Genomic DNA, 25,062 nt, shown 5'->3' on the forward strand with positions numbered 1-25,062 from the left:
ATGAGCCGTGTGAGTATCGAAACCCATGAGGCGTGGGTCGAGTTCCCGATCTTCGACGCCAAGTCGCGGTCGCTGAAGAAGGCGTTCCTCGGCAAGGCGGGCGGCGCGATCGGGCGCAACAGCTCCGACGTGGTGGTGGTCGAGGCGCTGCGCGACATCAACCTCTCGCTCAAAGAAGGCGACCGGGTGGGCCTGGTCGGCCACAACGGCGCGGGCAAGTCGACGCTGCTGCGTTTGCTCTCGGGCATCTACGAACCCTCGCGCGGCAGTGCGCGCATCCGCGGCCGGGTGGCGCCGGTGTTCGACCTCGGCGTCGGCATGGACCCGGAGATCTCCGGCTACGAGAACATCATCATCCGCGGCCTGTTCCTCGGGCAGACGCGCAAGCAGATGATGGCCAAGATCGACGAGATCGCCGACTTCACCGAGCTCGGTGAGTACCTGTCGATGCCGCTGCGCACCTACTCCACCGGCATGCGGGTGCGGCTGGCGATGGGTGTGGTCACCTCGATCGACCCCGAGATCCTGCTGCTCGACGAGGGCATCGGCGCGGTCGACGCGGAGTTCATGAAGAAGGCCCGCACGCGGCTGCAGTCGCTGGTCGCGCGGTCGGGCATTTTGGTGTTCGCCAGCCACTCCAACGAATTCCTCGCCCAGCTCTGCGATACCGCGATGTGGATCGACCACGGTCAGATCCGCGAACAGGGCGGGATCGAGGACGTTGTGCGAGCGTATGAAGGGCCCGAGGCGGGTAATCACGTGGCACAGGTGTTGCGTGATCTGGAAACCGAGGGCGCACTCGGCGCGGCGGGCGAGAAGAAGCTGGAGCAGAATCAGGTATGAGCGGTCAACGTGACGAGGCTGCCCCGGCTGCCGTGCCGGGTGGGTTCAGCATGACCGACCGTCTCGAGGCGACGCCGGCACCCGTCGAGCCCGCCGCCGTGCTGCCCGGCGACGCGCTGCCCGCGGTGGTGCTGCCCGACGACGCGGAACTGCCCCCCGGTGCCGAACCCGCCGACATCACGACCGAGACCGGCCCGACCGCGCGGATCATCGCGGTGGTCGTCACGCACAAGCGTCGCGAACTGCTCGCCGAGTCGTTGAAAGTGCTCGCCTCGCAGACGCGTCCGGTGGACCATCTGATCGTTGTCGACAACGCCAACGAGGACGCGGTGGCCGAGCTGGTCGCGCAGCAGCCGATCGAGGCGACCTACCTGGGTTCACGCCACAACCTCGGCGGCGCGGGCGGTTTCGCGCTCGGCATGCTGCACGCGCTCACCCAGGGTGCGGATTGGGTGTGGCTGGCCGATGACGACGGCCGCCCCGACGGGCCCGAAGTACTCGCGACACTGATCGATTGCGCGCGCAGGCACAACCTGGTCGAGGTGTCGCCGGTGGTCTGCGATATCGATGAGCCGGACCGGCTCGCGTTCCCGCTGCGCCGCGGCGTGGTGTGGCGGCGGCTGCGTTCGGAGCTCGGCGACGAGGACTTCCTGCCCGGCATCGCGTCGCTGTTCAACGGCGCGCTGATCTCGGCGAAGGCCGTCGACCTGATCGGCGTGCCCGACCTGCGGCTGTTCGTGCGCGGCGACGAGGTGGAGGTGCATCGCCGCCTGGTCCGCTCCGGGCTGCCGTTCGGCACCTGCTTGCAGACCGCCTACCTGCATCCCAACGGCGCCGAGGAATTCAAGCCGATCCTGGGCGGGCGAATGCACACCCAGTACCCGGACGATCCGGTGAAGCGCTACTTCACCTACCGCAATCGCGGTTACCTGATGTCGCAGCCCGGTATGCGGAAGCTGTTGCCGCAGGAGTGGATCCGATTCTCCTGGTTCTTCCTGGTGACCCGCCGCGACCCGGCCGGCCTCAAGGAATGGTTCCGGCTGCGGTCGCTGGGCCGCAACGAGCACTTCGGTAAACCCGACTAGCCCCCGAAACTAGGGGGTAGTTCCCTCTGGCAACAATCTGCCGTTCGGTCTTACGATGCGAACCGTGACCTTCGCAAAGAGTTTCGCATCCGCCGCGGCGACCGTGCTCGCCGGCGCCGCGCTCTGTCTCGCCGCCCCCGGCACCGCCCAGGCGGACGACCAGTGCCAGCTCGGCTGGTCCAATGTCGGCCCGCGCTCCTGCGTGATGAACGAAGTCAGGACCGCGCCGGTGGCTACCCTGGGCAACGGCGTCTGCGTCGGCCTCCTGAACGTGGCGGGCACCGCGTTCGACGGACCGCTCAATTCCCCGAGCGTGGCGCCAGGCGCCACCCACAGCATCGCCCTGCGCGTCTCGCAGGGCTTCTCCCCACTCGGCAACTGGGCGCCCACCGTGCTGGCATGCGATGTGAACGTTGTCGTCGACTGGAAGAACCTGGACAGCGGCGCCACCGGCTCGGTGACCCGCTTCATCCCGGCCACCAGCACCAGCACCTACCCGGTCCAGGACGTGATCGCGAACACCGGCCCCGGTCGAGTCCAGGTCACGGTCCGCACCGACAAGCCCAACATCCCCCAGTCGACCGAAGTTTTCGTGCCGTAGCCCCGAACGCCTACCTGCGGGACCGCAGGCGTGCCGTCATCGGGCCGCGCAACAGCGCGAGTTCGCCTCTGTGACGACGGCGCAGGACCGCGCACGGAAAATGAGTTGCCGGGTGTCGGCGTGGTCGGGCACAGTGGTGTTCGAACGTTGGAGAGGAGGTGGATGTCCGTGAGTACACACGTGTGGATTGCCGTGGCCGGGCGGCGCGATTGTGCGCCTGCCCAGGTTGCTCCGGACATCACCTCTACTCGCTGAACCCGTCGTTCGGGTTCGGCACCCGACGAAGGATTCCTTACGATGGTCGACTACGACCTGCTCGTCCCTTACGGCTGGACCGAAACCGTAGCTTCTGAATATCTGCCGCTGCTCGGCGATCTCGCACCCGCTCGCATCGTGCGGATGGACCGCAGCGAATGCGATGTGGTGACACCGCACGGCCCGGCGCGAGCCGCCTGCCCGCGCGACATCACCGGACTGTGCACCGGCGACTGGGTCGGACTCGATGCCGAAGGCACTGTGCGGCAACTGCTCCCCCGGCGCTCGGCGATCATGCGATCGTCGGTGTCGGGGCGCTCGGTGGCCCAGGTGCTGGCCACCAATGTCGATACCGTGCTGATCTGCTCTGCCGCCGATGGTGACGTCGACCTGGGGCGGATCGAACGAATGCTCGCCCTCGCGTGGGAGAGCAATGCCCAGCCGGTCGTCGTGCTCACCAAAGCCGATGCGGCGGAATATCTTCCGCTCGACGAGGTGCGTGCGGTGGCGCCCGGCGCGACCGTGGTGGCGGTGAGTGCCGCCGCCGCGGTCGGTCTCGAGGTGCTCACCGCGGTGCTCAACGGCACCGTCGCCCTGATCGGGCCGTCCGGAGCGGGCAAATCCACCCTCGCCAACGCACTGCTGGGCGCGGACGTGTTCGCCACCAACGCGGTTCGCGCGGTGGACGGCAAAGGCCGCCACACCACGGTGCACCGTGAGCTGCGGCCACTGCCCGGCGGCGGCACGCTCATCGACACCCCCGGCCTGCGCGGCATCGGGCTCTACGACGCCGCGGAAGGCATCGGCAAGACCTTCAGCGACATCGAATCCCTCGCTGCCGATTGCCGTTTCGCCGACTGCGTCCACGAGACCGAACCCGGCTGCGCGGTGCAGGCCGGACTGGCCGATGGCACCATCACCGAACGCAGGCTGACCAGCTATCGCAAACTCGCGAGAGAGAACGACTGGATGGCGGCCCGCACCGACAAACGCCTGGCCGCCGAACGCGAACGAGTCTGGCGCGACATCAGCAAACAGCAGCGGAGGAACTACCGCGAACGCGGCCGCCGCTGAGCCGGAGTAGTTGATCATCAGGCACGCACGCGAACACCGGCCGAGAGCCGAACCGCGTCAGTGCCTGATGATCTCGCTAATCCTGTTCGAAGGTGACGTGTGCGCGATGGGACACGGTGGCCTCGGCCAGATCGATGATGTAGTCGATGGTGCCCGAGTCGGAGCCGAAATGATTGCCGGCGTAGTAGGAGTAATTCACCATGAGCCGGCCGTCGTCGGTGGCCACCGCGAGCGCGGGACGGTTCTCCGCTCGTGACCAGCTGTGGTCGATCTCCAGCCCGCCCACCGTGCGCAACTCGCTCCCTGACAGAGCCAGCGTCCAGCGGTTCTCCGGGCCGTGACCGAGATATTCCTTGACATAGATCGTCCGGAATCGCGCGGTGATCACCCGGCCGTCGGGCAGCAGGATGAACGGAACCTCGCCCTCGGCGTACAGGTGGCCGGGCTCGGGATCGTCGTGGAGTTCGGTGTGCCACAGGTCGTCGAGTCGTGGTGCGGGCCAGCCTTTTTCCTCGGCCTCGGCACGCAGCGACGACCAGTGCCCGGCTCGAGCCCGCTCGTAGGCGAAGTCGATGACGTGGGAGCCGATGTAGCACTCCACGGTCGTGAACACATCCGGGTCGGCCTGGTTCGGCTCGCTCACCGCTACTCCTGCGGCGCTCGCTACCTCGTGGACGGCGGCGAGCAGGGCCGCGCCGGCACCTGCGCCACGCGAGGACTCCGTGATCAGGAATTCCGAGATCCGTAGCTCACCCGCCGACCACTTGCTCGGCTGGAACAAGTCGTAAGTCGCGAAACCGATCGGTGTTTCGTCTTCGACGATCAGCAGTGGCGCCGGTCGCCAGGCGGAGTAGTCGTTGTTGGCTAGCCGCCGTGTGCGGCGCATGATGTCGGCCGGACGGTGCACCTCGAAATGCGCGTGCAATTCGGCTTGCAGCCCGGCGGCCGCCTCCGCGTCAGCGGCGGAGGCGGCCCGGACGAAACGCGTCACGGGTCAGCTCGGGTCGATGCCGTACAGCCGCGCCCAGTTCTCCCGGCTCGTGAGTTCCGGTACGGCCCTGCGATATTCGGCCTGCAGTGCCGGGAGTTCCTTACGGAGCTTGCGCAAGGTGCGGTAGGCGCGGATGAGCAGTGCGCGAGCACGAGCCTTGTCCCGGCGACGTACCCGCACGCCGGACTGGGAAGCGTCGGTGACCACCACGTGCTCGAACAGGCCGATGTGCCACCAGTGCGCGTCCTCGCGGGTGACGCCGATCAGACCGGGCTGCGTGCGGCCGGTCCACTGGGTGATGGCGCGCTTGATCAGCACCAGGGTGACGCGGCTCGGTTCGCCGCTGGCCCGGCGAACCGAGATGTCGGCGGAGTTCACCGGCGGGGTGGCCGCGGGGTGCTTGATCGTCTCGGGGTAGTCGTTGCGGGTGCTGCGGGCGGCGGCCAGCGCGTCGATACCGCCGTCGCGCAACGCCTTCGGACCCTTCATGAAGTCCTCGATGCCCTGCAGCGTGGTGTGCACCAGCCCGTACTGCATGCCGACCAGGTGCTCGGCGATGTAGCGGAAGAACTCGCGCGTGATCGACTTGCCGTCGAGATCGGTGTGCAGGGCGCCGACGATGAGCGAGTTACGGGTGGAGAAGTACCGCGCCCAGTCGTCGTAGTCCTTCCAGTAGAAGTCGGCGTGCCAGACGGCGGCGTTGGGCAGCGTGACGGTGACGAAACCGTGCTCGCGCGCGCGGATGCCGTACTCGACGTCGTCCCACTGGAAGAAGATCGGCACCGGCAGCCCGATCTTCGACACCACCTCGGCCGGGATCAAACAGGTCCACCAGGCGTTGTAGCCCGCGTCGACCCGGCGCTCCTGGTTCTTCTTGAGCATGGAGGTGTTGCGCAGCGCCTTGGGCACCTTCTGGCCGTGCTTGAGCTCGTGCAGGTGCACCTCCTCCGCGCCGACATTGAGGTAGTCGGGGTTGAGCAGGAACAGCATCTGCGCGCCGACCAGGGTCGGTTCGACGGTGAGGTTGGCGAACGCCTGCAGGCGCAGCACGGTCTCGGGCTCGCAGAGGATGTCGTCGTCCATCAGGATGACGTCGGCGTGCTCGTTGGCCGCCGACACCTCGTAGAGGCCACGGGTGAAGCCGCCCGCGCCGCCGAGGTTGGGCTGGCGGATGTAGCGCAGTTTGTCACCGAAATCAGGACGGACCTGCTGGAACAGCGGGCGGTCCTCGACCAGGTCGGTGCCCTGGTCGACGACGTACACCGCGTCGATCGCGGCCAGCACGGTCGCGTCCGAGGCCAGCGCGGCGACGGTGTGCGCGCAGTCCTCGGCCCGGTTGAAGGTGCAGATCGCGATGGCGACCGGGCGCACCTTCTCGGGCGCCTGCGCGGTCCAGGCGAGTTCGGTGATGTCGAGTTCGCCCCCGACGGCGTCGAACTCGAGCCACAACGCGCCGCCGTCGACGTACTGATCCAGCGGTGCCGTCAGCGAGACGACCCCGCTGCTCGTTGCCACCAGCGAGGCGATGATCCGGCGGTGCCCGGCGATATCGGAGGCGACCAGCCGCACATTCGCTTTGTTGCCGACCACCAGATGCGCACCCACCGATACCTCGGTGACGGTGGTCCAGCGCTGCCAGTAGCTGGCGGCGAATCGGCCGAAGTAGGTGTTGGTGTGCGCGGTCGCGCCCTTGGGCAGGTGCAGCGAGTGCCGTTCGCGGACGGCGGCACCCCCCTTGACGACGGCGTAGAGGTCGTCGTTCACCCGCGCCGAGGGCCCGGTGAAGATGCCTCGGGCCAGCACCAGCCGCTCGGGCGCTGAGTGTTCACCGCGCAACGATGCGGGCGCGGCCTCGCGCCGATCGTTCGATTCGGTCACGGCTTTGGTAGCCGACTGCTCCATGAAGTCCTCGAAATTCTCGGTATCGACTGCGCCGGCGCAGGCAGTCACGTAAAGAAGGGCGTCGCGGCGGGCGGGGCGAGGATATCAATCACACGCCACCCGCGCGTTGTCAGTGAGGAGTTGCCGCACTCCGCGCGTGTTGCTCATCGCTTGCCGATGAGCCGGTGAAAACGAATTTGCTGTAGGCCCAATAGCGGAATACGACCGCCATCGTCTGCCCGACCACAGTGGCGGAAATGTTGTCCGCCAGCGGTGACGACAGGTCGAGCACATATCGGGAAAAGCCGAGGCAGCCGAGTTGCAGGAGGATCGCTACGACATTGACGATCGCGTACAGAACATATTCCCGAACAGGGCTGCCGGACTTGCGGTGCGAGTAGGTCCACCACTTGTTGCCGAAGTAGGTGACCACCGTCGCCACCACGATCGCGATGATCTTGGCGACCAGCGGCGAGTGATAGAGCACACCTTCGGAGAAGGAGAAACCCCCACCCCAGAACACCAAAAGGTTGTAGGTCCCCGCGTCGACCAGAAACCCGATCGCCCCGACAACAAGAAACGCCGCACCCTGCCGCAAACCCGCTATCACCTTCGATACGAGGGGAACAGCAGGCGGTTCAACTGATTGCGACACGCCATGACGGTAGCCAACCAACACCCCGACCCCTAGGGAGGGTCGGCCACGCAGTGGCCGGTTCGCGGCCGGGTCGCCGGTCAGGCGCCGTTGCGTAGGCGACGAAGGAGCAAGCAACGGTGCCTGACCGGCGGCCCCTCGGGGCCGCGAACACGCGGCGCCCGCGCCGCCAGAAATCCTGTAGCCTCCCGGTGTCCCACTGCTGCCTAACTCCGAGGATTGACCCGGGTGGACTCCACCGAGCTTCGCATTGCCGCCGTGGTCCCCTGCCACAATGAAGAGGCCGCGGTCGCCAAGGTCGTCACCGACCTCAAAGCCGCTGTGCCGGGGATCGTCGTCTACGTCTACGACAACCTGAGCACCGACCGCACCGCCGAATGCGCCCGTGAGGCCGGGGCGATCGTGCGCTTCGAGAACACCAAGGGCAAGGGCAATGTGGTGCGCCGCGCCTTCGCCGATATCGACGCCGACGTCTATCTGATGATCGACGGCGACGACACCTACGAGGCGTCGGCCGCTCCGCTGATGATCAAGACGCTGCTGGAGGGCCCCTACGACCACATCCTCGGTGTGCGCAAGCAGGACGACGCCGACGCCAGCGCCTACCGCAGCGGTCACGAGACCGGCAACAAGGTGCTCAACGGCGTGGTGGGCAAGGTGTTCGGCGAGAACGTCGAAGACATGCTGAGCGGTTTCCGGGTGTTCTCGCGCCGGTTCGTGAAGAGTTTCCCGGCCGTGTCGCGCGAGTTCGAGATCGAGACCGAGCTGACCGTGCATTCGCTGCACCTGCGCGTGCCGCAGACCTCGGTGCCGGTCGGTTTCCGCGACCGCCCCGCGGGCAGCGAATCCAAGCTGCGCACCTACCGCGACGGCACCAAGATCCTCGCGCTGATCCTGGGCCTGGCCCGCCACGAACGCCCCGTCGCGTTCTACGGCCTGTTCGGCACCATCGCCTGGCTGGTCTCGGTGATTCTGACCGTGCCGATCGTGATCGACTTCTACAACACTCACCAGGTGGCGCGGTTCCCGACGCTGTTCCTCGCGTTCACGCTGTTGCTGCTCGGCAGCCTCGCGTGGACCGCGGGCCTGATCCTGGACGGCATCCGCCGCTCCCGCCACGAGACGGCGCGGTTGGTCTACCTGCGTTATTCGGCCGCCGGGGTGAACGAGGACGTCGCGGCCGGAGACCGTCGGTGACCACGTCCATCGAGCCCGAGACGACTGTAGAACCCAGCAAGACCCCCGCACGCAAGGATCGGGCGCTGGCGCCCATCCGGACTGTGACCCAGCGGTTCGGCGCCGCGACCGTCGCGTTCGCGATGATCGCGACCGTCTTCGGCGCCGTGTTCGCCGTGCTCACGCCCGCGTTCTGGGGCCACGACGAGATCACCCAGTTCGGCCGCGCCTACCAGGTCGCCCACGGCGGCGTGTTCCCCCAGCGCATCGTCGACGATCGCGGTGTGGCCTACGGCGGGCAGATCCCGGTGAGCATCGACGCGCTGATGGGCTACGCCTTCACCGACTACAACGACAACCCCGAAGAGCCCGACGCGATGGTGGCCGACCCCGGCGCCTACGACCGGCTCGCCGCGGCCGAGGTCTCCTCGACGACCCGGCAGATGTGGTTCACCAACACCGCCGCCTACTCGCCGGTGCCGTATGTGCCCGCCGCCGTTGGCATTCGGCTGGGCGAGGCGCTCGGCCTCGACGTGGGTGGCATGTATTTGCTCACCCGTTTCGCCGGCCTGGTCGCCTATCTCGCGGTTGTCGGATTCGGGCTCTACGCGCTGCGCGAGCGGCGTAGCCAGTGGCTGGTATTCACCGTGGCGGTGCTGCCGATCGCGCTTTTCCAGGCGGGCACCGTCACCGCGGACACGCTCACCAACGCGCTCGCCATCATGGTGTCGGCGCTGTTGCTGAAAGCGCTGTTCGTCGGCGATCGACTGCACCGGGCGGAAACCGCCGCGCTGCTCGCCGCGACGATCGCGCTGCCGCTGAGCAAACCGACCTATGTGCTGCTGGCGATGCTGGTTGTGGTGGTGCCCGCCGACCGGCTCGGTTTCAGCGGAAAACTGAAATTCGTCCCGTGGGCATTCGCGGTGACGGGCGGGGTGCTTTTCCTCGCCTGGACGAAGATCGCGGCGCCCACCGGCGACGGCATGGGCCTGATGCGCCCGCCCCATCAGTGGGGCCAGGTGCGACCGGGCGATCAGCTGAAGGGAATCCTCAGCGACCCGGTGCAATTCGTGCACACCTTCGGCGAGAGCATCGCGCTGCGCGACCATCGCTGGTTCAACCAGTTCTTCGGCGAACTCGGTTTCGCGTATGTGGACGTGCCCGCGATTTCGATGCTGGCGTGCCTGCTCGCCTTCGCGGTGAGTTTCGGCATCGTCGACCGGATGAGTACCACCACAGCCACTTTCCGTCGCACGCTGATCGTGGCGCTCACGGTGCTCGCGAGTGTGGCGATGATCTACGTGACGCTGTACATGTCGTTCACGCCGGTCGATTTCTATATCATCGACGGTGTGCAGGGCCGGTATTTCGTGCCGCTGGCAATCATGGGACTGGCGGTGCTGGCTCGCGTGGTGGGGCTGCGACTCACGAATTCCGATGGCGTGATTCCGGCCCGCGGGACCGCGATCACCATCGCCTGCGCATCGACTTTCGCGCTTGTCGCTACCGCCGCAACGTATTACACCGTCGTCTGGGGATAATTCCCCAGACGACGGTGGGGATTACAGAGTTTTCTCGCCCGCTGCCGCGTAGGCGCGTTCGGTATCGGCCTTTTTCGGTCGCCACCAGTTCTCGTTGTCGCGGTACCAGGCGACGGTGTCGGCCAGGCCGGCGCGGAAGTCCGCGTAGCGCGGTGACCAGCCCAGCTCCTCGCGCAGCAGACTCGCGTCGATGGCGTAGCGCTGGTCGTGGCCGGGGCGGTCCGTCACGTGATCGAAGTCGGTGGGCTCTCGATCGAACGCCTGCAGAATGAGCTGGACGACCGTGAGGTTGTCGAGTTCACCCTGGGCGCCGATCAGATAGGTCTTGCCGGTCCGGCCACGCTCGAGAATGTCCCAGACCGCGCGGTTGTGGTCGTCGACGTGGATCCAGTCGCGCACCTGATGACCCGCGCCGTACAGCCGTGGGCGCACACCGTCGATCAGGTTGGTGATCTGGCGCGGGATGAATTTCTCCACGTGCTGGTACGGGCCGTAATTGTTGGAGCAGTTCGACAGGGTCGCGCGGACACCGAAAGACCTGGTCCAGGCGCGTACCAGCATGTCGCTGCCCGCTTTGGTCGCCGAATACGGGCTCGACGGGTTGTAGGCGGTGGATTCGGTGAAGCCCGGCTCGTCGGGGGTGAGATCGCCGTACACCTCGTCGGTGGAGACGTGGTGGTAGCGCACCTCGTGGCGGCGTACCGCCTGCAACAGCGAGTAGGTGCCGACGATATTGGTCTGCACGAACGGCCACGGCTCGGCCAGGGAGTTGTCGTTGTGGGATTCGGCCGCGAAATGCACGACCGCGTCCACCCCACTGACCAGATTGTCGACAAGATCGAGATCGGCGATATCGCCGTGCACGAATTCGATCCGATCCGCGACCGGATCCAGCGATGCCCGGTTGCCCGCGTAAGTGAGCGCGTCGAGCACGGTCACTTGGACATCCGGGCGCGTGGCCACGGTCTGCTGGACGAAATTCGCACCGATGAACCCGGCCCCGCCGGTTACGAGCACTCGCACTCGGTCAACGATACGTGCATTCCGTGGACGCTCGTGACGAAAGGTGTCACCGTTATGTGTTGCTGGAACGTCTCTGACCTGTGACCCGGCATATATTTACACAGTGATCTCCGTCACATTACCTGTAGGTAGGTTAAGACTCAAAGTCGGTTTTCCTGAGAAAAAGCCCGGTCAACGCTCAGGTTTCTATCAGCGCACAGGCATCGGAGTATCAATGGTGAACAAAACTTGAACTAACAGTCACAGCAGGTTCACCTCTGGTTAGCTGCGGGAGCTTTTGATCTACGAGTCCCCTCCGCACGCTCCAAACTTGAGGTTCAACAAAAATGCTGATGAGGAAATTCGCCGCCACGTCGGCGCTGCTGATCGCCGCCATGGGCGTCACCGCCGGCACCGTGAACGCCGCGCCGGCCGAAGAAGCCGCCCCGATCAACTACTCCGCCGAGGTCGTCGACGGTTCCAAGTCCGTCATCACCACCGACGCCGGCTCGCTGGTCGTCGAAGACGGCGCCTTCAAGATCAAGGCTGCCAACGGCACCACCGTCGCCGGCACCCCGCTGTCGTTCCGCCTCGATGACTTCGAGCTGCCGATCGCCGCCGAGATCTCGGGCAACAAGGCCGTCCTGACCCCCCAGCTCGACCCGGCCCAGGCCGTCTACAAGCCGGTGGCCCTGCCTTACGAGGACAAGGCTCCCTGGAAGACCGAGTACGAGCGTGAGCAGGCCGCCTGGAGCCGTCTGACCTCCACCATCTCCATGGGCGCCACCATCGGCACCCTGGCCGGCGGCCTCGGCGGCGCGACCATCGGCTGCATCGCGGGTGCCGCGGCCGGCCTGGTCGCCACCGGTGTGCTGCTCGCCCTGTTCGGCGCGGGCCCGATCGCGGGTTGCGTCGTCGGCGCCACCACCATCGGCGCCCTCGGCGTCATCCTGGGCCAGATCTTCGTGACCGCTCCGGTCGCGATCGGTGCTGCGATCCAGTACTTCACCACGATCAACCAGCCCTTCGTCGCTCCGGCCAAGTAATTTCGCCGCAGGACAGAAGGAAAGCGGCCCCCGCCCGGAGAAATCCGGGCGGGGGCCGCTTCTTCGTGTCGGAGGTGGCTCGGTCGGCCGACCGTGGTCAGGACCGCCCGAGCCGTTCTCAGGCCGTACGTGCCCGCTGGGCCGGTTCCACCGCGGTACGGACGAACTTCGCCACCCGGCCCAGCGCCGAACGGCTCTCCGGCATGCTCGGCAGGATGCTCATGAACGCGTGCACCTGCCCGCGCCACAGCTCCAGGGTGTTGGGCACGCCCGCGGCGGTGAGCCGGTGGGCCATCAGTTCACAGTCGTAGCGCAGGAGCTCGTCCTCGGCGGCGATGAGCAGCACCGGCGGCATCCCGGCCAGCTCGGCGTTGACCGGCGACAGCGCGGGATCGAGCGGACCGGCGTGCTCGGCGCCCAGGTGGACGACCGCCTCCAGGCCCTTCAGCGGAATGTAGGCGTCCCGGTTGACATTGACGTAGCCCTCTTTGGCCCGGTAGTCCAGATCGAGCAGCGGGCTGAGGCCCACGAGGGCGGCGGGCAGCGGCAGGCCGATCTCGCGAGAGCGGATCGCGGTCGCGAAGGTCAGGAACCCACCCGCCGAGTCGCCGGCGAACACGATGCGCGCCGGATCGGCCCCGTGGCGCAGCAGCCAGCGGTACGCGAGCACACAGTCGTCGATCGAGGTGTCGATCGAATCACCGGGCAGCTGCCGGTACTCGACATTGAGGACGGGCAGTCCGGTGCGCCGGGCCAGTCCGGCCACGACCGCGCGGTGTGTCTGCAATCCGCAGACCGCGAAGCCGCCGCCGTGCATGTACAGCAACGCGCCGTGGCGCAACGCGCGAGATCCGCCCGCGGGCCGCACCATTTCCATCTTGAAGCCCTGGAGCTGGATCTGCTCGCGCTCGATGCCGTGCGGTTCGGGCCGCAGCCGCGACAGCAGGTCGACCGCGACGGCGCCGACCGGAATGGTGGCCCGGTTGATGGGCACGGTGCGCAGCAGCGGTCCGATCAGGCCGAGGCAGGCGCCCATCAGGACTCGCGAGGAGGTACTGGTCCGGCCGGAGTTGACGATGATGCCCGACTCCGGCCTCTCGGCGGTGCTGATCGGGGCCACGGGCGCGAGCCCACCCATCACGCCGGTGATCTTTGTGGCTACCATCGCGCACCTACCTCTACAGCTGGCGCGTCGACCCCTGACCAGGCGTAAACCCCCCGGATCGGATGTCGGCGCTGACATCTAACACAGTGATGTTTCACACATCGACGCTCACATAATCAGATGAACGTCTTGTCTGTCTCAGTTATCGCCCGACACACCCGGTCACGAAACGTTCGTGACCAATTCGTCGACGTGTCGGAACCTCCCCGTCTCCGGGGCGGACGGGACTGGCAGACTTGCCACCTATGCGCGGAATCATCTTGGCGGGCGGCACCGGTTCACGGTTGCACCCGATCACGCGCGGGGTGAGCAAGCAGCTTGTCCCGGTCTACGACAAACCCATGGTCTACTACCCGTTGTCCACCCTCATGCTGGCAGGGATCGACGACATTCTGGTGATCACCACGCCGGAGGACGCCGACGCGTTTTCCCGGCTGCTGGGCGACGGCAGCCAGTTCGGCGTCGCGATCAGCTACGTGGTGCAGCCCGAACCCGACGGTCTCGCGAGCGCCTTCGTCCTCGGGGCCGATCACATCGGCAACGAACCGGCGGCGCTGGTCCTCGGCGACAACATCTTCCACGGGCCCGGCCTCGGCGCCAGCCTGGAACGCTTCCACGACATCGACGGCGGCGCGGTGTTCGCCTACTGGGTGAAGGACCCGACCGCCTACGGCGTGGTGGAGTTCGACCAGGGCCGCGCGGTCTCCATCGAGGAGAAGCCGAAGGTCCCGCGCTCGAACTACGCCATCCCCGGCCTCTACTTCTACGACAACGACGTGGTCGAGATCGCCCGCGAGCTGAAGCCGTCGGCGCGCGGCGAGTACGAGATCACCGATATCAACCGCGCCTACCTCGAGCAGAACCGGCTCAGTGTCGACGTGCTCGCCCGCGGCACCGCCTGGCTCGACACCGGCACCTTCGATTCCCTGCTCGACGCGGCCAATTACGTGCGCACGATCGAGGAGCGGCAGGGCCTCAAGATCGGCGTGCCCGAGGAAGTGGCCTGGCGCCGCGGCCTCATCTCCGACGAGCAGCTGTGCAAGCTCGCCGAACCGATGGTGCGCTCGGGCTACGGCCGCTACCTGCTGGATCTGATCGACCGCGGAAAAGACTGGTAGCGCATGGAATTTCGTGAACTGGCGATCCCCGGCGCCTGGGTGGTGACCCCGCGTCTGCTCGGCGACGACCGCGGCATGTTCTGCGAGTCGTTCAAGGCCTCGGAGTTCGAGAAGGCCACCGGGCGCCCGTTCGAGCTGCACCAGGTGAACACCTCGGTCTCGGCCGCCGGGGTGCTGCGCGGCATCCACTACACCGACGATCCGCCCGGTCAGGCCAAGTATGTGACCTGTGTGCGCGGTGCGTTCCTGGATGTGGTGGTCGACCTGCGGCCGGGCTCACCGACCTACGGCCGCTGGGACAGCGTGCTGCTCGATGACGTCTCGCGGCGCTCGGTGTTCCTGTCCGAGGGTCTCGGCCACGCCATCCTCTCGCTGGAGAACCGGTCGACGGTGACCTACCTCTGTTCGCTCGAGTACTCCCCCGAGTTCGACAGGGACCTGGACGCTTTCGATCCGCGCCTCGGCATCGAATGGCCGACCGAGGGCCGCGACGGCCGCCCGCTGACCTATGTTCGCTCGGCGAAAGACGAAGCAGCGCAGAAGTTTTCCGCCTGATTCACGTGAAACGTCGAACGGCACCACCTGCGCGAGGTGGTGCCGTTCAGCGTTTTCCGATCAGGCCACCGGTTCGAGAACCTTCGCCTCGACCGGTGCGACCTCCGCCGGCTTGCGGAACCGGGGCAGGAAGACCGTGAGCGCGAGCAGCGCGCCGACGATGGTGACGCCCGCCGCGAACTCCAGGCCCGGCCGGTAGGTGTCGAGCATCTGCTGCGGAGTGGCACTCGTACCGTGCCCGCCGGAGGTGACGATGGCGGTGGTCACCGCGAGCACGACGGCCGCGCCGACCTGCATCGAGGTCTGCAGTACGCCTGCGGCGAGACCCTGCTCGTCGTCGTCGATACCGCTGGTGGCCTGCACATTGATGGCGGGGAAACCGACCCAGCCGATGCCGATCAGCAGAATCGCGGGCAGCAGCACGGTGAAGTAGCCGGGTGCCGTGTCGATCCGCAGGAACAGCAGGTAGCCGATCGCCATGACGCTCATGGTGACCGCGATGACCGGTCCGGTGCCGAAACGGTCGATCAGCTTCTCGGAGAAGAAGGCCGACCCGACGACCAGGATGCCGACCGGCAGCAGGGCCATCGCCAGCTTCAGCGCCGACCACTCCAGGGTGTCCTGCATGTACAGGGTCACGATGAACTGCCAGGAGAAGTAGGAACCGGCGACCGCGATGATGGCCAGGCTGGCTCGCACGAGCGAGGCCTTGCGCAGGATGCCGAGGCGGACCAGCGGGTGCTTCACCCGCTGTTCGGTGACGACGAACGCGGCGAACAGGGCGATCACGGCGAGGAACGAACCGATGGTGCGACCCGAGGCCCAACCGACTTCCGGCGCGGTGACCACGGTGTAGACCAGCAGCAACATGCCCGCGGTGGACAGCAGCGCGCCGAGTAGATCGTGTCCGCCTTCTTCGGCCTTACCGTCCTTGGGCACCAGCACGAAGGCGGCGGCCAGGGCGGCGAGCGCGATCGGGACGGGCAGCAGGAAGGTCCAGCGCCAGCCGACGCCGGTCATCAGGCCACCGAACAGCAGGCCCATGGAGTAGCCGCCCGCGCCGAAGACGGTGTAGATCGACAGCGCCTTGTTGCGCGCTTTTCCTTCGGCGAACGTGGTGGTGATGATCGACAGACCGGTCGGCGCGGTGAACGCGGCGGCCAGGCCCTTGATGAAACGGGTGGCGATCAGCAGCGCGGGGTCGCTCACCAGGCCACCGACGAGCGAGGCGACCGCGAACACCGCGAGGGCGATGAGGAAGACCTTGCGGCGGCCGAGCAGGTCGGCGGTGCGTCCGCCCAGCAGCAGCAGGCCGCCGTAGCCGAGGATGTAGCCGCTGACGAGCCACTGCAGGGTGGAGGTGGACAGATCGAGTTCGGCGCCGATGGACGGCAGCGCGACGCCGATCATCGAGACGTCGAGCCCGTCGAGGAAAAGGACGATGCACAGAGTGATCAGCATTCCCCAGAGGCGGAGGGGCCACCTGGTGGGATCGGTCGCCTGATCTGCGGCCGAGAGCGTTGCTGGCGAAGTCATGCGGAGGACATTACATGCGTGTGCATTAATTGCCAACACATAAAATGCCGTTGCATGAACATGCGCCTACCACTAAGATGGGGCCATGAACCCGGCCGTAACGTCAGCTCGGCGCACCGAAGCGCCCACCGAGCTGGTCGGTCAGTGGCGCGAACTACTCGGCAGGCACGCCGCCGTGAGTTGCGCCCTGGAGAAGGCGCTCCAAAGGGACCACGAGATCGGCCTCAGCGAATTCGAAACGCTGGACCGACTGGTCGACGCGGCGTGTCAGAAGTACCGCATGACAGAACTGGCCCAGGACATCTACCTGAGCCAGAGTGCGCTCTCGCGCGCGGTGGCCAGGCTGGAACGCGACGGCCTGGTCGAACGGAGCATGTGCGATCTCGACCGTCGCGCCATCTTCGTCCAGCTCACCGACAAGGGCAGGGCGGTCTACGACCGAGCCCTGCCCACCCACCGTTCGGTGCTCGCCGGTTCCTGGGACAGCCCTACAACGTGCCCGTAGCCGCCGCGGTGATACCGGTGAAAGCACGCCGGTAGCGATCACATTCGGCAGGCTTGTCCAGGTAGGTGCTGCCCGCGAAGGTCTCCACGTAGACCACCGGCGGCTCCGGTCGATCCACTGAATCGTCGACCCCGAAATCCAGGATCACGAACCGGCCCGATTCGAGACCCGCGTGGTAGCCGGAATCGCCGGGAACCACCTGGATCCGCACCGTTTCGCGCTCGGCCAGCTCCCGCAATCGCGCGAGCTGGCCCGCGCGGACGCGGTCGTCACCGATCACACGGGTGAGCACCGACTCGGCCAGCACCACGTCCAGTCGCAACGGAGCATCCGCCCTGGTCACCAGAGCTTGCCTGGCCGCCGACACCCGCAGCCTGCGCTCGAGCTCCGCCTCGGTCAGCCCGGGGATCGTCTGCTCCAGCAGCGCTTTCGTGTAGTCCTCGGTCTGCAACAGGACGGGGACGAGGCCGTCCTCGTAGAGCGCGAGCCCCGACGCGGCTTCCTCGAGGCCGATGTAGACCTCGAATCCCTCCGCGATCACGTCGCCGTAGCTCGTCCACCAACCCCGTGCTTTGGTTTCGCGAGCCAACGCGGCCAGCGGTTCGACCAGATCGGCCGGCGCGCCGTACACCTTGCACATGGCCTCGACGTCGAGGCTGCGCAACGACGTCTGCCCCGTTTCGATCCGCCAGATCTTCGCTTCCGACCACTCCAGTTGCGCCGCCGCGGTTCTGGTTGTCATCCGCGCACGATTGCGCAGGTCACGTAAGTGCCTGCCCAACTGCCTGCGCGGCATCGTGGAACCGGTGACGCCCTGTGGTGAAGCCATACTTCCCCCCTGTATCCGAACTCCGGTCTCCGGACAGAACTTTCGGAGACCGACCTACGCAGCCGACATATCCGGATCTGCGTACGGATTGTTTCACAATGAATCGGACACCGCGCAAGACCTATTTTTTCTTGCGGAACCGCCAGAACTGCACCGCACGAACGTCTTCGGAGAGCTGACTCACCGGCTCGGCGACATCGGACAGCGCCTGGAACAGGCCGTCGGCCAGATCACTGATGTGTTCGACGCGGCCGGCCAACCGGGCGGCGTTGTCGGCGAACTCGAGCATCAGGCGGACCGAGGCCGCGATGGTGAGCCCCAACGGGATCGACACCAGCGCGGCGAGCACCCCCAGCACCGCGGAGGCTTTCCACATCAGCACGGTGAAGGCGATCGGCAGGCCGATGCCGAAGGACGCGACACCGAGCACGTACGCCAGCGGTAGCAAAGTCCTGGTCGCGGGCCTGCGGAACTGCACATCCAGCAGCGAACGGGCAGCCTCGGCGGCCCACTGTTTGGCCGAACCGGTACTGCGGAACGGCTCTTCGAACCCCGCGTCGCGCGCCAGATCGGCTTCGTAGGAGACTTCACCGGCACGATCGGGCCGCTTGCCACCGGCCTCTTTCCAAGAGAGCCAACGGGATTCGGCGTCGAATTCCTCGACATCCTCGTCGTTCGACTCGGGGGTGCCAGGCGCTTCGGTCATGCTTCGAATCCTGCCCGCTTTCAACCCCGACGCCAACCTGTCGGCGCCTTACCTGCGATAGCGAAGGTTACCGGACTGAGACGAAGCAGACACTCTCGAATATTTTTCGGTAACGGCGTAACGAGTCGGCCACCTCCCGCCGATACGCCCATGAACGCAGGAACAGAGCTCTTCGGGGAATGGAGAACACAGTGCGCACGACGTTTCCGACCACCACTACGGCCGCCGACAAAGGTGCCGCCGCGCAGGAGTACACCGCGCGTGGATGGACGGTCGCTGAAACCACCAACGGTCTGTGCTTGATCACCGACGACGAGGTCTCGGCCATCGAGATCACCGGTGAGATCGCGGGCGACGTTCGCCGCTTCCTGCGCGCCAACAACCTGTCCGGCCCCGTGATCGAGATCCCGGGCCAGGAGCGTCGCGAGATCCACCTGGTCACCGGTGTCCGCAAGGCCGCCATGGCGATCGAGGCCATGCGTGAGGCAGGCGTCATCGTGCACACCGACGGCGCCAGCATCCCGCTGCCGCCCACCCAGCTCGCCGCGGGCAGCGCCTCCTGGGGCGTCGCCCCCACCGAGGCTCGCTGGATCCCGCCGGTCGTCGCCCTCGGTGCGGCCGTTCGCTCGGCAATGGCCCGCAGGCAGACCGGCAAGCAGGTCGGCAAGCGCGCGGCGCTGACCCTGGCCAGCTGACCTGAACCAGCCCGAACCCGCGATCCGCGACGCCTCCCCGACGTCGCAGCTCGCGGGTTTTCGGCGTTTCCGGCCATCGCCCGCCCCAGTGGGCGTAAGCATGGGGTATGGCTCCACGTTCGCTCCTGCGTACCTGTCCGCTGTGTGAGGCCGTCTGCGGTCTCACGGTCACCCTCGACGACGCCGACCAGGTGCTGTCGGTACGCGGCGACCGCGACGACCCGTTCAGCAAGGGCTTCCTGTGCCCGAAAGGCGCCAGCTTCGGCAAGCTCGACGGCGATCCCGACCTCGTCACCACCCCGCTGATCCGCGACGGTGACGGGTTCCGCGCGGCAAGCTGGGACGAGGCGTTCGACCTCATCGCGGCCGCGTTCGCCGAGATCCCCCGTGGCGCGTCCGCGGTGTACCTGGGCAACCCCAACGCGCACACCGTCGCGGGCGCGCTCTATCTGCCCGTCCTGATCCGGGCGCTGAGCACCCGTCACATCTACACCGCGAGCTCGGCCGATCAGATGCCCAAGCAGGTCGCGGCCGGACTCATGTTCGGCGACCCGCTGACGGTGCCGGTCCCCGACCTCGATCGCACCGACTTCCTGCTGATGCTGGGCGCCAATCCGCTCGAATCCAATGGGTCGCTGTGCACCGCGCCCGACTTCCCCGGGCGGCTGAAGGCGTTGCGGGCGCGCGGGGGCAAGCTGGTGGTGGTCGATCCGCGCGAGACCAGAACCGCGGCACTCGCCGACCAGCACCTGTTCATCCGGCCGGGTTCGGACGCGTATCTGCTGTTCGGGGTCGTGCACACGCTGTTCGACGAGGGCCTGACCGACGTGCGCGTCGACGTGGCCGGACTCGACGAACTACGCACGGCCGCCCTCGATTTCCCACCGGAAGCGGTGGCCGAGCGCACCGGCATCCCCGCCGGCACCATCCGCGCGCTGGCCCGCGAACTCGCGGCCGCGCCCTCGTCGGCCGTCTACGCGCGGATCGGCACGTGCACCGCCGAGTTCGGCACGCTCACCCAGTGGCTGGTCGACGCCGTCAACACCCTCACCGGCAACCTGGACTCCCCCGGCGGCGCCATGTTCGCCGATGCCGCGGCGGGCGGGGTGCAGCGCAGCAAGCCGTTCCGCCTCGGCCGCTGGACCAGCCGAGTCCGCGAGCTGCCGGAGGCCATGGGCGAACTGCCCGTCGCCACCCTCGCCGACGAGATCGAAACACCGGGTGAGGGGCAGATCAAGGCGCTGGTGACGGTGGCGGGCAACCCCGTGCTGTCCGCGCCGAGCGGTGCGCGACTCGACCGTGGCCTGGCCGGGCTCGAGTTCATGGTCAGTGTGGATCGCTACGTCAACGAGACGACGAGACACGCGAACGTGATCCTGCCGCCACCGCGTTCGGTGCAGTCACCGCACTTCGATTTCGCGCTGCTGCAGTTCGCGGTGCGCAATTACGCTCGCTACTCGCCGCCGTTGGTCGCGCTGGGCGAGCGGCCCTCGGAATCGGCCGTGGTGGCCCGGCTCGCCGCCGCGGTGAGTGGTCAGCCGCATGCCGGGACGGGCGCGGCCAGTCCGATCGCGATGGTCGACGAGCTCGTGATCGCCGGCACCCTGCACAAGGCCGGCATGAGCGAACGCCGCGACGAGCTGACCGGCACGGACACCACCGAACAGCGCCTCGATCTGATGCTCAAGCTCGGCCCGTACGGCGCGTGGAACGGCGGCGACCTGAGCCTGAAAACCCTCCTGGACAACCCGCACGGCATCGACCTCGGCCCACTGCGCCCACGACTGCCCGGTGTCCTGCGCACCGCGTCGAAGCTGGTCGAGCTGGCACCGCCGCAACTGCTCGCGGACGTGGAGCGGCTGCGCGCCGGGCTGGCGAGCACCGCGCCCGCGATGGTGCTGATCGGACGACGTCAGCTGCGCTCCAACAACAGCTGGATGCACAACATCGCGGGTCTGGTCGGTGGCTCCAACCGCTGCACTCTCCAGGTCCACCCCGACGACGCGACCCGCCTCGGCCTCGGCGAACAGGCCGAGATCACTTCGGCGGCGGGCTCGTTGACGGTGCAGGTCGAGCTCACGCCGACGATCATGCGCGGCGTGGTGAGCCTGCCGCACGGCTGGGGCCACGGCGCGAGCAGCACCCAGTCGGTCGCGCTGGCGCACGCGGGCGTGAACGCCAATGTGCTGACCGATGATTCGGTGGTCGACGTGGTGTCCGGAACCGCCGTGTTCAACGGGGTACCGGTGACGGTAGGTCCGGCCTGATCAGTCTGGGTCCGGAAACCGTTGCGCAAACTCGGCTTTCATATCCTTCGCAACAATGGACACGCCCCACCGGCAGTGAGAGTCCCCTAGACTGGGTGAGATTGCGGTCACAGCGGGGGTTTCGTCTAGAAGCCCGCATCAACCGGTACGGCTAGCAGAGGGGGCCCGATGCCCGAAAAATTCGTCGGTAGCGACGGAGAACACGAGCTACAGGACACGTTGGGCACCTCGGACAGAGCCGAGCGCTTCTACGACGACCAGGTGATCGACTATCTGAATCCCACGATGGTCGATTTCGTCGCCCGCATGGACATGGCCTTCATCGCCACCTCCGATTCACACGGCGAATGTGACTCCAGCTTCCGGGCGGGGACCCCCGGATTCCTGCACGTGATCGACGATCGCACGATTGCGTACCCCGAATATCGAGGTAACGGGGTGATGGCCAGCCTGGGCAATATCCTCGAGAACCCGCACGTGGGAATCCTGATGATCGACTTCGTTCGCGACCTCATCGGCCTGCACATCAACGGAAAAGCCCGCATGGTCGCCGACAGCGAGCTGCGCGAGGACGTCACCGATCTGCCGCCCGCCGAGCGAGGAAAGACCTCGCAGGTGTGGGTGGTGGTCGATGTCGAAGAGGCCTACATCCACTGCCGCAAGCACATCCCGCAGATGGTGCCGGTCTCGCGGGACCAGCGCGAATGGGGCACCGACAACGTGCGCGCCAAAGGCGGCGACTACTTCGGCGTCAAGGCGGGCAAGCAGGCACCGGCCATCGCCGAGGCCAGCTAGCTACTCGATCTTGAAGATCACCACACGCTGCACGACGAAGTTGATGACGGTTGCGGTGCCCTGCGCGATCACGAACGCGAGGGGCTGGCGCCACCACTCGTCGGGCAGCGCGAAGTACAGCGCCGCGTTGATCCCCACCTGCACCGCGAACGTCACCGCGTAGAGCGCCACCACCGCGAAGAACCTGGCCCTGCTCGGCTCTGCCTTGAACGTCCAGCGCCGGTTGATCAGGTACGCCGTGGTGGTGCCTGCGACGAAACTGATCGCCTTCGCCAGGCTCACCGGCCACCCGAGCAGATTCAGCAGCAGGCTGTAGATGCCGTAGTCGACGATCGCCGACAAACCACCCGTCAGCGTGAACCGCACGATCTGCGTCTTGAGGTCGACTTCGGTCCCGCCGGGCTCGTCGACCAGGGGAATTTCGGCGGGCAGCGGCAGATGCGGTTGGGCTTGCACGTGAGGAAGACTACGAGACCGGTCGCTCCTCGCGCCATGCATGTAGCCTCTTAGCCGATGTCTGAGAACATTTCGACCACCAACGATGAGGCGTTCGCGCTCCCTACGCGCACCCGCAAGCTCACCGGTTGGGGTCGCACCGCACCCACCTCCGCCGAAGTGCTCTCGACCAGCGATCCGGAACTGATCGCCAAGGCCGTGAGCATGGTGGCGCAGGACAACGACTCGAAGCCGGCGCATCTGCGACGCGGCGTGATCGCGCGTGGCCTCGGCCGCTCCTACGGCGACAACTCGCAAAACGCGGGCGGCCTCGTGATCGACATGCCCGCGCTGAACAAGATCCACAGCATCGACGCGGCCACCCGCCTCGTCGACGTGGACGGCGGCGTCGACCTCGACCAGCTGATGAAGGCAGCGCTGCCGTTCGGCCTATGGGTTCCGGTCCTACCCGGTACCCGCCAGGTCACCGTCGGCGGCGCCATCGGCTCCGATATCCACGGCAAGAACCACCACAGCGCCGGTAGCTTCGGCAACCACGTGCGTTCGATGGATCTGCTCACCGCCGACGGTGTCGTCCGCACGATCACCGCCGCGTCCGATCCGGAGCTGTTCTGGGCGACCATCGGCGGCTGCGGCCTGACCGGCATCATCCTGCGGGCCACCGTCGAGATGACCCCCACCGAGACGGCGTACTTCATCGCCGACGGCGACGTGACCAGTACCCTCGACGAGACCATCGCCTTCCACAGCGACGGCTCCGAGGACAAGTACGAATACAGCTCGGCCTGGTTCGACGCCATCAGCCCGCTGCCCAACCTGGGACGCGCGGCCATCTCACGCGGCAACCTGGCCAAGGTCGACCAGCTGCCGAAGAAGCTGCAGAAAGACCCGCTGCGCTTCAACGGCAAGACCTTCTTCACGCTGCCCGATGTGTTCCCCAACGGGCTGGCCAACAAGTACACCTTCGGGCCGATCGGTGAGATCTGGTACCGCAAATCGGGCACCTACCGGGGCAAGGCGCAGAGCCTGACCGCCTTCTATCACCCGCTCGACATGATGGGCGAATGGAACCGCGGCTACGGCTCCAACGGCTTCCTGCAGTACCAGTTCGTGGTTCCGCCGGAGTCGGTCGAAGAGTTCAAGCGCATCATCATCGACATCCAGAGCTCGGGTTTCTACTCGTTCCTCAATGTGTTCAAGCTGTTCGGCGAGGGCAACCAGGCGCCGCTGAGCTTCCCGATGGCCGGCTGGAACATCTGCGTCGACTTCCCGATCTCGCGCGGGCTCAACGAGTTCGTCACCGAGCTCGACCGGCGCGTGCTCGAGTTCGGCGGGCGGCTCTACACCGCGAAGGATTCGCGCACCTCGGCCGAGACCTTCCACAAGATGTACCCGCGGATCGACGAGTGGATCAAGGTCCGCCGCAGCGTCGACCCGAATGGCGTGTTCATGTCCGATATGGCCAGGAGGCTGGAGCTCCAGTGATCAACGCAGTTGGCAACCCGCAGACCATCCTGCTCTTCGGCGGCACCTCCGAGATCGGTCTCGCGATCGTGGCCGAGTACCTGGCCAAGAGCCCGGCCCGGGTCATCCTGGCGAACCTGCCCGGCGACCCGCTGCTCGAGAACGCCGTCACCCAGGTGAAGGCCGCGGGCGCGACCCAGGTCGACGTCGTCGACTTCGACGCGCTCGACACCGAGTCGCACCCCAAGGTCGTCGACTCCGCGTTCGCCGCGGGCGACGTCGATGTCGCGATCGTGGCGTTCGGTGTGCTCGGCGATGCCGAGGAGCTGTGGCAGAACCAGCGCAAGGCGGTCATGACCGTCGGCATCAACTACACCGCCGGTGTGTCGGTGGGCGTGCTGGTGGGCGACAAGTTCAAGGCCCAGGGCCACGGCCGGATCATCGTGATGTCCTCGGTGGCCGGTGAGCGCGTTCGCCGCTCCAACTTCGTCTACGGCTCCACCAAGGCCGGCCTCGACGGTTTCTACCTCGGCCTCGGCGAGGCGCTGCGTCCCTTCGGGCCGCGCGTCACCGTGATCCGGCCGATGCAGGTGCGCACCTCGGCGACCAAGGCCCACTGGGAAGCCACCGGCGCCAAGGAAGCTCCGCTCACCGTCGACCCGGAAGACGTCGCCAAGCTCGCCGTCACCGCGTCGGAGAAGGGCACCGAGATCGTCTGGGCGCCGGGCGAGGCCCGCTTCCTGATGTCGGCCCTGCGCCACGTGCCGCGCCCGATCTTCCGCAAGCTCCCGATCTGATCGACTGCGTTCAGGACTGCCGCA

24 protein-coding genes are annotated in these 25,062 nt (G+C 66.8%); 15 read left to right on the top strand and 9 right to left on the bottom strand.

The genetic code is table 11. The annotated features are described in order from the left end of the window. The 4 genes from ACFVVI_RS16995 (at position 1) to rsgA (ending at position 3,858) form a co-directional block, all read left to right on the top strand. Positions 1–843: an ABC transporter ATP-binding protein gene (locus tag ACFVVI_RS16995; protein ID WP_378996804.1), complete on the top strand. Its 843-nt coding sequence runs from the start codon at positions 1–3 to the stop codon at positions 841–843. Further along, entirely contained in the window at positions 840–1,928 is a 1,089-nt protein-coding gene (locus ACFVVI_RS17000) for a glycosyltransferase (RefSeq protein ID WP_378996802.1), read from the top strand. Before ACFVVI_RS16995 ends, ACFVVI_RS17000 begins: the two co-directional genes overlap by 4 nt. Before the next feature lie 64 nt (positions 1,929–1,992). Next, positions 1,993–2,529, top strand: a complete 537-nt coding sequence (locus ACFVVI_RS17005; RefSeq protein ID WP_378996799.1) for a hypothetical protein — start codon at positions 1,993–1,995, stop codon at positions 2,527–2,529. Positions 2,530–2,826: 297 nt separating this feature from the next. Next, on the top strand, positions 2,827–3,858 hold the full coding sequence (rsgA, locus tag ACFVVI_RS17010; protein WP_387445955.1) for a ribosome small subunit-dependent GTPase A: 1,032 nt from the start codon (positions 2,827–2,829) through the stop codon (positions 3,856–3,858). A 76-nt stretch (positions 3,859–3,934) separates the two neighbouring features. Here rsgA and ACFVVI_RS17015 read toward each other — a convergent pair whose 3' ends face one another. The 3 genes from ACFVVI_RS17015 to ACFVVI_RS17025 all read right to left on the bottom strand — a co-directional run bounded on the left by ACFVVI_RS17015 (position 3,935) and on the right by ACFVVI_RS17025 (position 7,409). Continuing rightward, entirely contained in the window at positions 3,935–4,849 is a 915-nt protein-coding gene (locus ACFVVI_RS17015; protein WP_387445956.1) for a GNAT family N-acetyltransferase, read from the bottom strand. Positions 4,850–4,852: 3 nt separating this feature from the next. Next, positions 4,853–6,751 carry a glycosyltransferase gene (locus ACFVVI_RS17020; RefSeq protein WP_378996792.1) on the bottom strand — a complete coding sequence of 633 codons (1,899 nt, stop codon included), beginning with the start codon at positions 6,749–6,751 and terminating at the stop codon, positions 4,853–4,855. Positions 6,752–6,860: 109 nt separating this feature from the next. Continuing rightward, positions 6,861–7,409 (bottom strand): GtrA family protein, encoded by a 549-nt coding sequence (locus tag ACFVVI_RS17025; protein WP_378996790.1) that lies wholly within the window; start codon positions 7,407–7,409, stop codon positions 6,861–6,863. Between the two features lie 204 nt (positions 7,410–7,613). Here ACFVVI_RS17025 and ACFVVI_RS17030 point away from each other — a divergent pair, with 204 nt between their 5' ends. Both ACFVVI_RS17030 and ACFVVI_RS17035 read left to right on the top strand, forming a co-directional pair. Next, a complete protein-coding gene (locus ACFVVI_RS17030) occupies positions 7,614–8,582 on the top strand; it encodes a glycosyltransferase family 2 protein (RefSeq protein WP_378989527.1) in 969 nt (322 codons plus the stop codon). Beyond that, positions 8,579–10,102 (top strand): DUF2142 domain-containing protein, encoded by a 1,524-nt coding sequence (locus ACFVVI_RS17035; protein WP_378989526.1) that lies wholly within the window; start codon positions 8,579–8,581, stop codon positions 10,100–10,102. Before ACFVVI_RS17030 ends, ACFVVI_RS17035 begins: the two co-directional genes overlap by 4 nt. 21 nt (positions 10,103–10,123) lie before the next feature. On the opposite strand, the gene rfbB is transcribed toward ACFVVI_RS17035, so the two are convergent. After that, positions 10,124–11,125: a dTDP-glucose 4,6-dehydratase gene (gene rfbB / locus ACFVVI_RS17040; RefSeq protein WP_378989525.1), complete on the bottom strand. Its 1,002-nt coding sequence runs from the start codon at positions 11,123–11,125 to the stop codon at positions 10,124–10,126. A 326-nt stretch (positions 11,126–11,451) separates the two neighbouring features. Between rfbB and ACFVVI_RS17045 the strand changes: the two genes are divergently transcribed. Further along, the gene (locus ACFVVI_RS17045; RefSeq protein ID WP_378989524.1) at positions 11,452–12,150 is read left to right on the top strand and encodes a hypothetical protein; all 699 of its coding nucleotides are present in this window, start codon (positions 11,452–11,454) and stop codon (positions 12,148–12,150) included. Positions 12,151–12,268: 118 nt separating this feature from the next. Here ACFVVI_RS17045 and ACFVVI_RS17050 read toward each other — a convergent pair whose 3' ends face one another. Beyond that, positions 12,269–13,315, bottom strand: a complete 1,047-nt coding sequence (locus ACFVVI_RS17050) for an alpha/beta hydrolase (RefSeq protein WP_378989523.1) — start codon at positions 13,313–13,315, stop codon at positions 12,269–12,271. A gap of 245 nt (positions 13,316–13,560) precedes the next feature. Here ACFVVI_RS17050 and rfbA point away from each other — a divergent pair, with 245 nt between their 5' ends. Together rfbA and ACFVVI_RS17060 are read left to right on the top strand one after the other, a co-directional pair. Then, positions 13,561–14,433, top strand: coding sequence for a glucose-1-phosphate thymidylyltransferase RfbA (gene rfbA / locus ACFVVI_RS17055; protein ID WP_378638078.1), 873 nt, complete (start codon positions 13,561–13,563; stop codon positions 14,431–14,433). Between the two features lie 3 nt (positions 14,434–14,436). Then, positions 14,437–14,988 carry a dTDP-4-dehydrorhamnose 3,5-epimerase family protein gene (locus ACFVVI_RS17060; protein WP_387445957.1) on the top strand — a complete coding sequence of 184 codons (552 nt, stop codon included), beginning with the start codon at positions 14,437–14,439 and terminating at the stop codon, positions 14,986–14,988. A 60-nt stretch (positions 14,989–15,048) separates the two neighbouring features. Here ACFVVI_RS17060 and ACFVVI_RS17065 read toward each other — a convergent pair whose 3' ends face one another. Further along, positions 15,049–16,524, bottom strand: a complete 1,476-nt coding sequence (locus ACFVVI_RS17065) for an MFS transporter (RefSeq protein ID WP_387445958.1) — start codon at positions 16,522–16,524, stop codon at positions 15,049–15,051. Between the two features lie 85 nt (positions 16,525–16,609). Here ACFVVI_RS17065 and ACFVVI_RS17070 point away from each other — a divergent pair, with 85 nt between their 5' ends. After that, entirely contained in the window at positions 16,610–17,029 is a 420-nt protein-coding gene (locus tag ACFVVI_RS17070; RefSeq protein ID WP_378638073.1) for a MarR family winged helix-turn-helix transcriptional regulator, read from the top strand. Here ACFVVI_RS17070 and ACFVVI_RS17075 read toward each other — a convergent pair. Both ACFVVI_RS17075 and ACFVVI_RS17080 read right to left on the bottom strand, forming a co-directional pair. Then, the gene (locus tag ACFVVI_RS17075) at positions 17,013–17,858 is read right to left on the bottom strand and encodes a helix-turn-helix domain-containing protein (protein WP_378989519.1); all 846 of its coding nucleotides are present in this window, start codon (positions 17,856–17,858) and stop codon (positions 17,013–17,015) included. The genes ACFVVI_RS17070 and ACFVVI_RS17075 overlap by 17 nt on opposite strands. A gap of 121 nt (positions 17,859–17,979) precedes the next feature. Then, entirely contained in the window at positions 17,980–18,564 is a 585-nt protein-coding gene (locus ACFVVI_RS17080; protein WP_378638068.1) for a DUF4282 domain-containing protein, read from the bottom strand. 191 nt (positions 18,565–18,755) lie between these two features. Here ACFVVI_RS17080 and ACFVVI_RS17085 point away from each other — a divergent pair, with 191 nt between their 5' ends. From ACFVVI_RS17085 to ACFVVI_RS17095, 3 genes are all read left to right on the top strand, one after another. Then, positions 18,756–19,259, top strand: a complete 504-nt coding sequence (locus tag ACFVVI_RS17085; protein WP_378989518.1) for a hypothetical protein — start codon at positions 18,756–18,758, stop codon at positions 19,257–19,259. Positions 19,260–19,366: 107 nt separating this feature from the next. Next, positions 19,367–21,526 carry a molybdopterin oxidoreductase family protein gene (locus ACFVVI_RS17090; RefSeq protein WP_387445959.1) on the top strand — a complete coding sequence of 720 codons (2,160 nt, stop codon included), beginning with the start codon at positions 19,367–19,369 and terminating at the stop codon, positions 21,524–21,526. A 168-nt stretch (positions 21,527–21,694) separates the two neighbouring features. After that, a complete protein-coding gene (locus ACFVVI_RS17095) occupies positions 21,695–22,321 on the top strand; it encodes a pyridoxamine 5'-phosphate oxidase family protein (protein ID WP_378989514.1) in 627 nt (208 codons plus the stop codon). Here ACFVVI_RS17095 and ACFVVI_RS17100 read toward each other — a convergent pair whose 3' ends face one another. Next, positions 22,322–22,819: a GtrA family protein gene (locus ACFVVI_RS17100; protein WP_378989513.1), complete on the bottom strand. Its 498-nt coding sequence runs from the start codon at positions 22,817–22,819 to the stop codon at positions 22,322–22,324. Between the two features lie 27 nt (positions 22,820–22,846). On the opposite strand from ACFVVI_RS17100, the gene ACFVVI_RS17105 reads away from it, so the two are divergent. Both ACFVVI_RS17105 and ACFVVI_RS17110 read left to right on the top strand, forming a co-directional pair. After that, complete coding sequence (locus tag ACFVVI_RS17105) at positions 22,847–24,262, top strand: FAD-binding protein (protein ID WP_378989554.1); 1,416 nt, start codon at positions 22,847–22,849, stop codon at positions 24,260–24,262. Beyond that, the gene (locus ACFVVI_RS17110) at positions 24,259–25,038 is read left to right on the top strand and encodes a decaprenylphospho-beta-D-erythro-pentofuranosid-2-ulose 2-reductase (RefSeq protein WP_378989511.1); all 780 of its coding nucleotides are present in this window, start codon (positions 24,259–24,261) and stop codon (positions 25,036–25,038) included. The genes ACFVVI_RS17105 and ACFVVI_RS17110 overlap by 4 nt, the downstream gene beginning before the upstream one ends. The last annotated feature ends 24 nt before the right edge of the window (positions 25,039–25,062 follow it).

Origin of the sequence: Nocardia sp. NPDC058114 (genome assembly GCF_042884695.1) — a bacterium.
In the GTDB taxonomy this organism is placed as follows: domain Bacteria; phylum Actinomycetota; class Actinomycetes; order Mycobacteriales; family Mycobacteriaceae; genus Nocardia.

What these genes read in the sequence shown, in the direction of transcription:
- ACFVVI_RS16995 (WP_378996804.1), top strand. Translation starts at nt 1, where the DNA reads ATGAGCCGTGTGAGTATCGAAACCCATGAGGCGTGGGTCGAGTTCCCG.
- ACFVVI_RS17000 (WP_378996802.1), top strand. Translation starts at nt 840, where the DNA reads ATGAGCGGTCAACGTGACGAGGCTGCCCCGGCTGCCGTGCCGGGTGGG.
- rsgA (WP_387445955.1), top strand. Translation starts at nt 2,827, where the DNA reads ATGGTCGACTACGACCTGCTCGTCCCTTACGGCTGGACCGAAACCGTA.
- ACFVVI_RS17020 (WP_378996792.1), bottom strand. Translation starts at nt 6,751, where the DNA reads ATGGAGCAGTCGGCTACCAAAGCCGTGACCGAATCGAACGATCGGCGC.
- ACFVVI_RS17045 (WP_378989524.1), top strand. Translation starts at nt 11,452, where the DNA reads ATGCTGATGAGGAAATTCGCCGCCACGTCGGCGCTGCTGATCGCCGCC.
- ACFVVI_RS17050 (WP_378989523.1), bottom strand. Translation starts at nt 13,315, where the DNA reads ATGGTAGCCACAAAGATCACCGGCGTGATGGGTGGGCTCGCGCCCGTG.
- rfbA (WP_378638078.1), top strand. Translation starts at nt 13,561, where the DNA reads ATGCGCGGAATCATCTTGGCGGGCGGCACCGGTTCACGGTTGCACCCG.
- ACFVVI_RS17060 (WP_387445957.1), top strand. Translation starts at nt 14,437, where the DNA reads ATGGAATTTCGTGAACTGGCGATCCCCGGCGCCTGGGTGGTGACCCCG.
- ACFVVI_RS17065 (WP_387445958.1), bottom strand. Translation starts at nt 16,524, where the DNA reads ATGACTTCGCCAGCAACGCTCTCGGCCGCAGATCAGGCGACCGATCCC.
- ACFVVI_RS17070 (WP_378638073.1), top strand. Translation starts at nt 16,610, where the DNA reads ATGAACCCGGCCGTAACGTCAGCTCGGCGCACCGAAGCGCCCACCGAG.
- ACFVVI_RS17075 (WP_378989519.1), bottom strand. Translation starts at nt 17,858, where the DNA reads ATGGCTTCACCACAGGGCGTCACCGGTTCCACGATGCCGCGCAGGCAG.
- ACFVVI_RS17080 (WP_378638068.1), bottom strand. Translation starts at nt 18,564, where the DNA reads ATGACCGAAGCGCCTGGCACCCCCGAGTCGAACGACGAGGATGTCGAG.
- ACFVVI_RS17090 (WP_387445959.1), top strand. Translation starts at nt 19,367, where the DNA reads ATGGCTCCACGTTCGCTCCTGCGTACCTGTCCGCTGTGTGAGGCCGTC.
- ACFVVI_RS17095 (WP_378989514.1), top strand. Translation starts at nt 21,695, where the DNA reads ATGCCCGAAAAATTCGTCGGTAGCGACGGAGAACACGAGCTACAGGAC.
- ACFVVI_RS17100 (WP_378989513.1), bottom strand. Translation starts at nt 22,819, where the DNA reads ATGCATGGCGCGAGGAGCGACCGGTCTCGTAGTCTTCCTCACGTGCAA.